Origin of the sequence: Desmonostoc muscorum LEGE 12446 (genome assembly GCF_015207005.2) — a bacterium.
GTDB lineage: Bacteria > Cyanobacteriota > Cyanobacteriia > Cyanobacteriales > Nostocaceae > Nostoc > Nostoc muscorum.
Window position 1 is genome coordinate 4,254,792 of record NZ_JADEXS020000001.1, and the last position, 12,055, is coordinate 4,266,846.

Sequence of the window (12,055 nt, forward strand, 5' to 3'; positions counted from 1 at the left end):
CCCAAGGCATCGGCTCGGGGTTGGGGGTGGGGTGTTAGGGACTTTTGCAAGAGGTCTCCTCATCCCCAGTCCCCAGTCCCCCATTTACGATCGCAATTTGTGAGCATTGATTCCTGTGAGAATACCAACGAGTAGCCAAGTGAAGGCTAATCCGATGACTTCGCCTAAGAATAACTGCGTGAAGCGGCGTAAGATCATCCCGACAGCAGAACCCAAAGGAATAGCAATCGCCCAACTTGCTGAAGAGACAAATATCCATCGCCAGACTACGGAGACTGGTTGAGAAATTGCTAAGCATTGTGTCAATCCAACCCCTAAGCCGCCGAGTCCTCCATAAATTGTTCCATAGAGAATTCTCAGAGGCAGAAACTGAGTGCTAGGTACAATCCAACCCAACCCACCAATACCGATCGCAGTGATAATACTCCAACCCAAAAGAGTTGACAAAATCCACCTAATACAAATTATAGGTTGTTTGAAAAGAAAACCTTGAGGAAGTGCGATCGCAAATCCACCGATAGCAGCTTCTAATACTCCAATATCAGGCTTTTCACCAATTTCAATTAACAACAAACTCAGTAAAAAACCGCTAAAAGTAGCTAAAGTCCAGAGAAACGCAAAGTTAAATAATGGCATGGAGGGGAGTGGGGACTGGGGCAGGGCTGTTTCATTCCATTTCAAACAGGATTTGTCAAGATGGTTAGCGAGAAAATTGTAAGTCAGGGTGACGATGAGATGAACATTTAAACATTGAAATATCAGTAAAATAGTTCATTTTCTGGGCACGCTGGTAACAAAATAACTAATTTTTAATTGCTAGAACCCTTGATTTTTAAAGCTCTTTGGGGAATGAAACAGCCCTGGGGACTGGGGGGATGAGGGAGATGAGGGAGATGAGGGAGATGAGGGAGAAAGTAATTCTTCTTTCCCCCCCATCTCCCCATCCCCTTATCCCCCCATCCTCTTTCCATGCCCAATGCCCCATGCCCAGTCCCCAATCCCTAATCCCCAATCCCTTTTGTTTTAGCATCAAACATATCAAGAAAAGCTTTGCGTCGCTGTTGGGGCGATTCCGGTACGATGTAACCCCATAGACTCTCCCAGTAGAAAAAGGAGATCCCGTCAAAATTGCGATCGCGCACTGTTTGAACCTGTGCTTTAATTTGGGGAATTTTGACTGGATTATGCACCGTTCCCGTTAATATACCAATTCCTACTGGAATTAGACTTTGGGCTAATTTCACAGATGGTTGTTCGAGTTGAGCGATAAAAGATTTTTTGTCACTTCGATATACCTGCAAAATTAGCTCATCAACTAAACCTTTTTTTACCCAATTTTCCCAATCTTGCAAATAGTATTTATAGGCAAAAGCTTGGTAGTTGGGAGACAAAGATATTTTAGCTTTGGGTTTAACTGCCTTGACAGCTTGATAGATTTCTGCCATGAAATCAGTAATTTTGTCTGCTCGCCAACGCATCCATTCTGAATTAAAAGGATTGGTTGGGGGACTTTTGCCTTGATGTTCTTGCTGATAAAGTTCAATAGTGAAGTGATCGTAACCAAACTGTACAGGCATTCCAAAGTGGTCGTCAAGTTGAATACCATCCACATCGTAATTTTTGACTACTTCTACAATTAGCCCTTGGATAAATTCTTGCACTTGCGGATGTAAAGGATTTAACCAAGCTTGCTTATTCAGTAAGCCATTGTCAATTTCTTCTGGTGGAGTATCTTGAATAGAGTTGATACCTTCTTGTCCAATTGTCAACCAGTCAGGATAACGCCTTGCTAATTCTGAATAATGGGGCGTCATAAATCCATATTCAAACCAAGGAATAACTCTCAGGTCTTTATTTTTGGCAAGTCTAACTATTTTTGTTAAAACATCCTGTCCACCGTGCATGAACTTAAGCAAAGGTTGAGTATCTGAACCTGTGGTCATTTTGGTTACAGCACTATGATAAAAAGTATGCCCTCTGTTCCAAACTACAGGATAAATTGTATTAAAATTGAGAGCCGATAATTGATTGAGAGCGCGATTAATACCCCAAGGTACAAATAGTACACCACTAGCAACGTTAGTCAGCCAAACACCGCGAATTTCTGTACTTAAAGGACTTGTTTTTTGAGAATAAACTGAGCCTGAAGAGTGTGAAAAAAATGTTATGGTGATTACTAATCCCAAACACAGCAAATAAGAAAAAAAACGGCGTGCAACCTGATTCATTTGTCAACGTTACCAAGTGCGATCGCTACATTATATATAACTACAAAATCAAATTGTAATTCTCCGGAATATGTGAATAAATGATGATTAAATTCCCGAAAAACTGCAATTATACATAGTTAATTTACTACAAAAAAAGGAGTCAATGTTGCTATTGGCAGCACTGACTCCTATCTTCTACAAGAATTATTTTATTTTTTGTTCAGTTGCTTACTTCTTGATCGGCACCCTAAGCATGAGCGCACCTACCTGCTGCGTCGCAGGGAAGACCTGGTAATTGGTGTGGCAGAGCGCACACTCCGGTCTGAAGTTGCTCAGAGGAATCGAGCGTCTATAGTACCATTGATCGTCTACGCGCTGGACAGACGTGTATACCTCTCCGTTCAGCGCCCGTATGTGTGCCTGACGCTCGAAGCTGTCGTAGGGGCGATCGTTTTCCCGGAGCGGCTCCAAGGTGCCCACCAGCCGCATATCCTTGTTTTTATCGTTAAATATCAGTGAGATGGAGTGCTTGCCCTGCTCTACGTTATCTGGCGTGGTCTCGTCGAACTCCTGGGTGAGCGCGGCGAATATGGTGGCGAGCATGAGATCGCTCGTCTGTTCGGCAAACTCAATCTTCCCTGATGGGGGTGGAATGTCATAACCACGGGCAACTGTCGTCAGACCTAACCCAATGACGACCGCCAGCACAAAAATCCCATAGCTGACTAGTTTTCTTAGACGCATCCTCTTATCCTGTTAATTTGTATTGTTTATGACTCAGTAACTTGCCATCACGGATAGAATATTTACTGGGCTTTTTCATCAAAGCCAAGCTATCCAATTGATCCATTCACAATGATGTTGCGTAACAAATAAACTATGTCAAATTACTTACGTGTAATCCTATCAATATAATCCGGGAAAATACAAGTCTTTTGCCTGTCTTTGCGATACCTTAATAAACCAAAGTGCGTAGGGTGGCGATCGCCACCCTACGCTATACTTTTATCTGATTTTCCACATTCCGTGAAAACTCAGAACCTTATAAACTGTTCATCTCTTCCTCATCACTTCTTCTTAAAATCTTTCCACACCTTCAAATTGCTTGATAGGCAATGCATTTGCAGCTTCACCACAAGTTCGTGGTGTGGGAAATATTTTTTCAGGATTTGCTAAACCTTGAGGATTAAAAACTTGCCGCACCCATTGCATAGTTTCTAAATCAACTTGACTAAACATTTGTGGCATATAGCATTTTTTCTCTTCACCAATGCCATGTTCGCCAGAAATGCTACCACCAACTTGGACGCAAAGCTTGAGAATTTTTCCTCCCATCTCTTCAACTTTCTCTAATGCCCCAACCACAGAATTATCATACAGAATTAGTGGATGAAGATTGCCATCGCCGGCGTGAAACACATTAGCAACTCGATAACCATATTGTTCACTTAACATCTCAATTTCATGCAGCACATAAGGCAACTGAGTACGGGGAATCACACCATCTTGTACATAATAATCTGGACTTAAATGACCAGCAGCAGCAAAAGCCGCTTTACGTCCCTTCCACAATTTTAATCGTGTTTCTGGGTCACTAGCAGAAGTGACATTACGCGCACCATTCTTTTTACAAATTTCTGTAACTCGCTGCTTATTGCCTGCAACTTCAACTTCTAAACCGTCAATTTCTATCAGCAAAATAGCAGTAGCATCGCGGGGATAACAATTAGTTGCGACAACATCTTCAACCGCGTTGATACTAAAATTATCCATCATTTCCATCCCACCGGGAATAATTCCGGCGCTGATGATATCAGAAACAGTTGCTCCCGCAGCCTCAATACTCGTAAAATCTGCCAACAGCACACAAATCGATTCTGCACTTTTGAGAATTCGCAAAGTAATTTCTGTGGCAATTCCTAAAGTACCTTCAGAACCAACAAAAACACCCGTTAAATCATAACCAGGCATTTCTGGAATTTGTCCACCTAAATCAACAATTTCTCCCTCTGGTGTGACAATTTTTAATCCTAAAACGTGGTTAGTAGTCACGCCATATTTGAGACAATGTACCCCACCAGAATTTTCCGCAATATTTCCACCAATAGAGCAAATTATTTGACTGGAAGGGTCGGGAGCGTAGTAAAAACCAGCACCACTAACAGCCTGTGTTACCCAACTATTAATCACCCCTGGTTGCACAACCGTGCGTTGATTTTCCAAATCAATGCTGAGGATTTGCCGCATTAATGAAGTGACAATTAAAACCGAATCTAGCAACGGCAAAGCGCCGCCAGATAGGCCGGTGCCTGAACCGCGTGCGATGAACGGGATAGAATATTGGTTGCATATTTTCACAACTTCGGCAACTTGTTCTGTAGTTCTAGGTAAAACTACCACAGCCGGACGTTGACGATAGCCGGTTAAACCGTCGCATTCATAGGTAATAAGTTCTTCACGGCGTTGCACCACGCCATTTTTGCCAAGAACAGCCTCGAATGCTTTGATAATCGGTTTCCAGTTACGTTGTTTTTTATCTTGCGTGAGCATAGGTTTTACAGTTAAAGGTAGATGTTTAAGTCTGTTGTGGCTGGTTGATATGGCTGTAATTACCATTGTTGCAAGAATAGCAGCTCGTGAGTGAGGAGTAAGAGGCAATGTCTGACAACAAGCTGATGCAGCGTCTACGTATTTCAATGTGTGATTAAAAGTAAGATAGAATCAGAGATTCAACAAGAGAGGGTGAGATGACTTTCCAAGTTGTAGATATCACTTCAAAATTAATTGCCAAGCTGCAAACCTTAGCACCCGAACAGCAACAACAGGTGCTGGATTTTGTTGAATTTCTCTCAGAAAAATATCATCAGCCCCAAAAATCACCCCAGAAACGGGTACTAGGTTTAAACCAAGGTGAGATTTGGATGAGTGATGATTTTAATGACCCTTTACCTGATGAGTTTTGGTTAGGTGAAAGTGAGGGATGAAACTTCTATTAGACACTCACGTAATTATTTGGTCAGCAGGAAACCCAGAAAAACTATCGCAGAGAGTTAGAAATTCATTAATTGATACTAACAACTTTTGGGTAGTTAGCATGGCTAGTGTTTGGGAATTACAAATAAAATCTCAACTTGGTAAGCTAAATTTAAGCTCGTCGCTTCCTAATTTCATCGAAACTCAACAGCGAGTGAATAATCTAGAAATATTACCTATTGAATTGACTCATATCTATGCTTTAGAAGCTTTACCAAGCCATCACCGCGATCCTTTTGACCGAATTTTAATCGCTCAGGCAATAGTTGAAAAGATACCCTTGTTAAGTGTAGATGCAATCTTTGATGTATATCCAGTTCAAAGGATATGGGAGTAAAAGCAAAAATTCTATAGGCGGAAATAGCGATCGCACTCCTCTTCAGCTAGCGTGAAGTTCTCCAAGCCAATGGTGTCCGGGGTGACACAGTGTTATTGCTTGCTTAAGCCAAACTTGACGTTCTTCATCAAGTAACCTGGATACACGATAAAAATCATCTTCATCTTTAGACCTGGGATTCTTGGCTTTGTATAAGAGTACAATTTCCGGAGCAAGGAACGGTACACCAATATCAGAACGTAACCGAATCATTGATAATGGACGTGCAACATTAACATTTCTGCGAAACCTCCACTCACTTTCTGAAGACTCATCGAACAGAATCTCTAGTTCCGAGAATAAAGCATTTTTAGTATGAGCATGAATTTCATGTATCGGTAACTCTAGCCATTCATCTTCATTCCAAGGCTCCATTTTTCCATTAACAACCTTACTAAATTTCCAGCCAAATAAATATTCTCGCAGGCTGCTTTGGTCTTTCCTAAATATTGCAATTTCTATATCTTTATGTACCCTAGTTACATCTCCTATAAAAAGATCTATCGCCCATCCACCTGCTATGAACCAGGGTTGTTTGAAATCATTTAGGAGCCTAGAAAGCTTCGTAAGTTCTGAAAAAGATTCCATTGATGACTACTCCTCAGATTTTTTTTAGTATAAAATATTGAGTCAATGCACTTTTCCATCTCCAATGAACTAATCTATAAATAACGCTTTCAAATACTGGGTACAGTCATGGTTAATCAACTTTTAATCAATGATGATGATTACTATGTGCCAGATGCTAACCAGTTAGTAACTGAAGATGATACACCTGTGGACAATTTTGCATCTGCCAAACAACAACGCCTTTTAGTGAGTTCTCTTTACAGTTCTCTACAACAGACTTTTTTAGCTGAAGCTAATGTGGGCATTTACTACACAGACCTTCAGCCTCCCATTGTACCTGATGTCTTTCTCAGCTTGGATGTGCAAGTGCCTGAAAATTGGTGGGAAAAACAAAATCGTTGCTATATGGTTTGGCGTTTTGGTAAACCTCCGGAAGTTGTCCTGGAAATTGTATCTAACAAAGAAGGTGATGAACTGGGCAAAAAGCTGCAAATTTATGAACATATGCGGGCTAGTTACTACATCGTATATGACCCGAATCAGCAATTAGGAGAAAAAGTACTACGCGTTTATGAACTCAGGGGAAGACGTTACTTTGAAAGTGAAGAAACTTGGTTAGAACAAGTGGGTTTAGGTGTAACTTTATGGGAAGGTGAATTTGAAGGTAGACAGGATACTTGGTTACGCTGGTGCTACCAAGATGGAACTGTTTTACCAACTGGAGATGAACGCGCTTCTCAAGCTGAACAACGTGCTTCCGAAGCAGAACAACGCGCCCAAATTCTAGCAGAAAGGCTACGAGCTATGGGCATTGATCCCGACACTATCTAAAACACTGATGCAAAGAGGCAAAAAACTTTGCGTCTTTGCATGAGCAAAAAAAATCTCACGAACTAGTGCAATTTATAAACTCATTTATTCGCTGCCAAACCTTCTCTAATAAATCAGGATCATCCGCATCAAACCACTCAATTTGTTGATATGCTCTAAACCAAGTGCGTTGTCGTTTGGCAAATTGTCTTGTATGCAAAACCGTTAATTCTTTCGCTTCGTCCAAAGAAATATCTCTAGCTAAATATTGCTTGATTTCTTGATAGCCCAAAGTGTTCAATAAAGGCAAATCAGCACCATGTTTTTGACAAAGATATTCCACTTCAGCAACCAAACCATTTGCGATCATTTGTTCAGTACGCTGTTGAATACGAGCGCCCAACTGTTCAAGATCGCAATCCAACCCAATTTGCAAAATCGGATAATTTGGTGGATTTTCCCCTTGCTGTTCTGAAATTGGAATTCCAGTTACATAATATACTTCTAACGCTCGTAAAGTTCGCACCGAATCATTAGCATGAATTTTTTGTGCGGCAACAGGATCGACTTGTTGTAACATTGCATAGAGTTGATTTTGACCTAGAGATTCAAGTTGCGATCGCAATTCACTTTGCGGTGCCACCCGAGGAATTTTCATCCCTTGGACAATAGAACGTATATATAAACCAGTACCACCAACCATGAAGACTGGGGGGGATGAGGAAGATGAGGGAGATGAGGGAGATGAGGGAGATGGGGGAGAATTAATTAAGGCTTGCGCTTGCTGTTGGTAGTCTGCTACTGTCATCGTGTCTGTTGGCTCGCAGATATCTATTAAATAGTGCGGCACTAATTTTTGTTCAGCGATAGTTGGCTTAGCCGTGCCAATATCAAACTCACGGTAAACTTGACGTGAATCAGCACTGAGAATTACTGAACCTAACCGCATCGCCAAGGCCAAAGCCAAACCTGACTTACCCGTTGCCGTTGCCCCACAAATTACAATTAATTTTGTTAATTTTGTCATTTGTCATTTGTCATTTGTCATTTCTCCCCTGCCTCCCCTGCTCCTCTGCCCCTTTGCCCCTCTCTAACGGGACTGCAACCCCTGTATAAACTTCTCTTGAAAATGCCCTACAGACGCCAGCAAGGCTTTTGTGTTACAATTTTGGAGTGTTTTTACTTTTATTTGCCTTTAGGCGAGTTCAACCCCACGCATCAGGAGAGTTTACATGACGAGCAGTTACAGTGCCGATCAGATTCAAGTTCTGGAAGGTCTGGAAGCCGTCCGCAAACGACCAGGAATGTACATCGGTACCACCGGGCCGCGAGGACTCCACCATTTAGTTTACGAGGTGGTGGACAATTCAATCGATGAGGCTTTGGCGGGTCATTGCACTCATATAGAGGTGGATATCAACGCTGATGGTTCTGTGACTGTAACAGATGACGGTCGCGGTATTCCCGTCGATACTCACTCACGTACCGGGAAATCGGCTTTGGAAACCGTGATGACGGTACTGCACGCCGGTGGTAAGTTTGGCGGCGGTGGCTATAAAGTTTCTGGAGGATTGCACGGGGTTGGTATTTCTGTTGTTAATGCCCTGTCTGAGATTGTAGAAGTTACAGTTTGGCGAGATAAAAAAGTTCATATCCAGCGCTATGAACGGGGTATTCCAGTTACCGATCTGCAAGTCAAGCCTTACAAAGAAGCTAGAACCGGAACTTCTGTCACCTTTAAGCCAGATACCCAAATATTCACTACTAGTATTGAGTTTGATTACATCACTTTATCAGGTCGCCTACGAGAATTGGCGTATCTGAATGCTGGTGTCAAAATTACCTTTACTGACCATCGTCTAGAATTACTGAAAAGTGATACACCCAAGGTAGAATCCTACGAATACAAGGGTGGCATTAAAGAGTACATTGCTTACATGAACCGTGAAAAGCAACCACTGCATGAAGAAATTATCTATGTGCAGGGGGAACGGAACAACGTACAAGTGGAAGTTTCTTTGCAATGGTGTACTGATGCTTATACGGATAATGTGCTAGGTTTTGCTAACAATATTCGCACGGTGGATGGTGGTACGCACTTAGAAGGATTGAAAGCAGTTCTGACTCGCACATTAAATGCGATCGCCCGCAAACGAAATAAAATTAAAGAAAATGAACCCAACCTCAGTGGCGAACACGTCCGAGAAGGTTTAACAGCGGTAATTTCTGTAAAAGTCCCTGATCCAGAATTTGAAGGACAAACCAAAACCAAACTCGGTAACACCGAAGTTCGCGGTATTGTCGATTCTCTGGTGGGAGAAGTCCTCACCGAGTACCTAGAATTTCACCCGGCCATCGCCGACTCAATTTTAGATAAAGCTATCCAAGCCTTCAAAGCCGCAGAAGCAGCGCGTCATGCACGGGAATTAGTCAGACGTAAATCGGTACTCGAATCTTCGCCATTACCTGGTAAATTGGCAGATTGTAGTTCTCGCGATCCTAGCGAATCAGAGATTTTCATCGTGGAAGGGGACTCAGCCGGCGGAAGTGCCAAACAAGGACGCGATCGCCGCACTCAAGCTATCTTGCCTTTACGTGGTAAAATCCTCAACATAGAAAAAACCGACGACGCCAAAATTTATAAAAATAACGAAGTTCAAGCGTTAATTACAGCACTCGGTTTAGGTGTCAAAGGTGATGAATTCGATTCCACCCAACTGCGCTATCACCGGATAGTCATCATGACTGACGCTGACGTAGATGGAGCGCACATCCGTACTTTGTTGTTAACTTTCTTCTATCGGTATCAGCGAGCGCTCATTGAACAAGGCTTTATTTATATTGCTTGTCCCCCACTGTTTAAAGTAGAACGGGGACGTAATCATGAATATTGCTATAGCGATCGCGAAAAAGACCAAGTAATCGCCAAATTTCCAGCCAACGCCAACTACACCATCCAACGCTTCAAAGGTTTGGGTGAAATGATGCCACAACAACTCTGGGACACCACAATGAACCCAGAAACCCGCAAAATGAAGCAAGTCGAAATTGAAGACGCCGCCGAAGCCGATCGCATTTTCACTATTTTAATGGGCGATCGTGTCGCACCTAGAAGAGAATTCATTGAAACCTATGGTTCTAAACTCAACTTCACGGATCTAGATATTTAATTCAATTTTTTCTCACGATTCTAATAATTTGTGACTCTGGTAATGGGTAATGGGTAAAAAACCTATTACCCATTCCCTTTTTTAACCTGAGTTCGACAGATGCCAAAGAACCCCGCTTCCATTCCTCTCCCCGTTTCGGGGAGAGGCTTAGAAACCCTAATTTTTCGTGCCTAACTCAGGATCTTATTGCAATACTGCTCGGTTAAGGAGAAATAGAGGGTAAAACAAAGAAAATTTTGTTCGCGTAAACAATGCGCGAACAAATCGTATCGCGCATGGGCGAGCAGTCAATACGGTTCGGTTAAGGTTTTTTGATTAAAATTCAAAATTCCGAAGACCCGATAAATCGCCGTCTCTACAATAATCATTCCTTCGTCTTGACGCCGATTTATCGCGTCTGTTGCCTTAACCAAACAGTATTGGGCGAGGAGTGGTTTTTGAGTTGTCGTTGTGAGAGACAATAACTCTACAACGAAGCGTCCTACTTCTTCATACTTTTTTTTTGGCTAAGGTATTACTCATGGAACGGTATTTAGGTGCATTTGAACATTTATTTTGGCTCTACAACCAGTTTTATCCAATGGATTTTGCCACCGTTGCGAAACTTCAGGGGCAGTTTAGTGTCGATCAACTTTCGATGGTACTCAGGCAAATTCAGCAACGCCATCCTCTGCTCCGAGTCTGCATCGCCACTGACGCGATCGGACAGCCTAAATTTGTCGAAACCGACGACGAAATTCCGCTGCGGCTGGTCGAGAGAACGGATGATCAGCACTGGCAAGCAGAACTCGAAGTCGAACTGGCTTGCTCATTGGATTGGCAGGTAGCACCCTTACTGCGAGTCGTGCTGCTGCAATCAGAGGCTGAATCCGAACTGATGATTATTTGCCATCATGTGATCGCAGATGGGCTATCTGGCGTTTATCTAATGCGAGATATTCTCCAAAGGTTAGGAGGCGAAATATTTGAGCGATCGCACCTTTCTGCGGCATTATCGCTCGAATCATCGCTTTTTGGCATCACACCCTGTCCAGAAACTACTCCTAAGCCCACGGACTATATACCACCCCTGTCTCGTCGTGCCCCACCCCACATTCACACCGTTGTCCTCTCTCCCGAACTCACCCAGCAACTGATCCAACGCAGTCGAGCCGAACACACAACCGTACACGGTGCAGTCAGTGCGGCGTTCTTGCTCGCGCTCACTCAGCAAGACGCTAAACCTAGCGATGTGATGCAATGTTTACATCCGGTCAATGTACGATCACACCTATCCTTGCCGATGCCAGATGGAGTTGGGCTTTATTTTTGCTTGTGTATGACGACTCATTCCCTTCAACCGGATTCCGCATTTTGGGACGTTGCGCGATCAGTCAAATCTCAACTCTCACAAATCGACATTGCCCAGCAGTTAGTCGAGGAGCACCAACTTCGACAACGCGCAATTGCGAATCTCACCGATGCCACCACCTTTGCTGAAGCAGGGGGATCATCGCAATCTCCCTGTCAACTGAACGTCACAAATCTCGGTCGCATCAATATGGCTCAACAATACGGCAACATTTGGATTGAAGCACTCCATGCACCTGCTGTCATGCCAAGTGTGGTAGGGCGGAATGTTGGAGTTGCGACCTTGGGCGATCGCCTCACCCTCACGCTTTCATCTACACCACTGATTGATGTTGATCGGGTTCAGAGCGAACGAGCTGCAACTGCCTTTTTATCGGAAGGAGTCAAGCGTTTAGAGCTTGCAGTAGTACAGGAAGCTACATCCGAAGCTGCCTGGCGCACATAACACAACATTCTTTAAATTTTTCGAGAGTGCCTTCAGGTACAAGCAACGTTTTTAGCTGTTTTTGTTCTCGTAAACTACACGCGAACAAATT

12 protein-coding genes are annotated in these 12,055 nt (G+C 43.0%); 5 read left to right on the forward strand and 7 right to left on the reverse strand.

What is annotated here, in order from left to right:
• Positions 1-84: 84 nt before the first annotated feature.
• The 4 genes from IQ276_RS18205 to glcD all read right to left on the reverse strand — a co-directional run bounded on the left by IQ276_RS18205 (position 85) and on the right by glcD (position 4,760).
• Complete coding sequence (locus IQ276_RS18205) at positions 85-636, reverse strand: hypothetical protein (protein ID WP_235115761.1); 552 nt, start codon at positions 634-636, stop codon at positions 85-87.
• 365 nt (positions 637-1,001) lie between these two features.
• Positions 1,002-2,228: a glycoside hydrolase family 10-like protein gene (locus IQ276_RS18210; protein WP_193920652.1), complete on the reverse strand. Its 1,227-nt coding sequence runs from the start codon at positions 2,226-2,228 to the stop codon at positions 1,002-1,004.
• Between the two features lie 210 nt (positions 2,229-2,438).
• Positions 2,439-2,954: a hypothetical protein gene (locus tag IQ276_RS18215; RefSeq protein ID WP_190876729.1), complete on the reverse strand. Its 516-nt coding sequence runs from the start codon at positions 2,952-2,954 to the stop codon at positions 2,439-2,441.
• Positions 2,955-3,287: 333 nt separating this feature from the next.
• Positions 3,288-4,760: a glycolate oxidase subunit GlcD gene (gene glcD / locus IQ276_RS18220; RefSeq protein WP_193920660.1), complete on the reverse strand. Its 1,473-nt coding sequence runs from the start codon at positions 4,758-4,760 to the stop codon at positions 3,288-3,290.
• A 197-nt stretch (positions 4,761-4,957) separates the two neighbouring features.
• On the opposite strand from glcD, the gene vapB reads away from it, so the two are divergent.
• Together vapB and IQ276_RS18230 are read left to right on the forward strand one after the other, a co-directional pair.
• Positions 4,958-5,194, forward strand: a complete 237-nt coding sequence (gene vapB / locus IQ276_RS18225) for a type II toxin-antitoxin system VapB family antitoxin (RefSeq protein ID WP_190876730.1) — start codon at positions 4,958-4,960, stop codon at positions 5,192-5,194.
• Entirely contained in the window at positions 5,191-5,580 is a 390-nt protein-coding gene (locus tag IQ276_RS18230) for a type II toxin-antitoxin system VapC family toxin (RefSeq protein ID WP_190876731.1), read from the forward strand. The genes vapB and IQ276_RS18230 overlap by 4 nt, the downstream gene beginning before the upstream one ends.
• Before the next feature lie 42 nt (positions 5,581-5,622).
• On the opposite strand, the gene IQ276_RS18235 is transcribed toward IQ276_RS18230, so the two are convergent.
• Positions 5,623-6,207, reverse strand: a complete 585-nt coding sequence (locus tag IQ276_RS18235) for a nucleotidyltransferase domain-containing protein (RefSeq protein ID WP_193920654.1) — start codon at positions 6,205-6,207, stop codon at positions 5,623-5,625.
• Between the two features lie 108 nt (positions 6,208-6,315).
• Between IQ276_RS18235 and IQ276_RS18240 the strand changes: the two genes are divergently transcribed.
• On the forward strand, positions 6,316-7,020 hold the full coding sequence (locus tag IQ276_RS18240; protein ID WP_193920656.1) for a Uma2 family endonuclease: 705 nt from the start codon (positions 6,316-6,318) through the stop codon (positions 7,018-7,020).
• A 55-nt stretch (positions 7,021-7,075) separates the two neighbouring features.
• Here IQ276_RS18240 and miaA read toward each other — a convergent pair whose 3' ends face one another.
• Positions 7,076-8,026 (reverse strand): tRNA (adenosine(37)-N6)-dimethylallyltransferase MiaA, encoded by a 951-nt coding sequence (gene miaA / locus IQ276_RS18245; protein ID WP_235115762.1) that lies wholly within the window; start codon positions 8,024-8,026, stop codon positions 7,076-7,078.
• A 205-nt stretch (positions 8,027-8,231) separates the two neighbouring features.
• Between miaA and gyrB the strand changes: the two genes are divergently transcribed.
• The gene (gene gyrB / locus IQ276_RS18250) at positions 8,232-10,169 is read left to right on the forward strand and encodes a DNA topoisomerase (ATP-hydrolyzing) subunit B (RefSeq protein WP_190876735.1); all 1,938 of its coding nucleotides are present in this window, start codon (positions 8,232-8,234) and stop codon (positions 10,167-10,169) included.
• A 287-nt stretch (positions 10,170-10,456) separates the two neighbouring features.
• Here the strand turns inward: gyrB and IQ276_RS18255 are convergent, their stop codons facing one another.
• Positions 10,457-10,630 carry a hypothetical protein gene (locus IQ276_RS18255; RefSeq protein WP_235115763.1) on the reverse strand — a complete coding sequence of 58 codons (174 nt, stop codon included), beginning with the start codon at positions 10,628-10,630 and terminating at the stop codon, positions 10,457-10,459.
• A 59-nt stretch (positions 10,631-10,689) separates the two neighbouring features.
• Here IQ276_RS18255 and IQ276_RS18260 point away from each other — a divergent pair, with 59 nt between their 5' ends.
• Positions 10,690-11,964 carry a phthiocerol/phthiodiolone dimycocerosyl transferase family protein gene (locus IQ276_RS18260; protein ID WP_193919086.1) on the forward strand — a complete coding sequence of 425 codons (1,275 nt, stop codon included), beginning with the start codon at positions 10,690-10,692 and terminating at the stop codon, positions 11,962-11,964.
• Positions 11,965-12,055 lie beyond the last annotated feature (91 nt).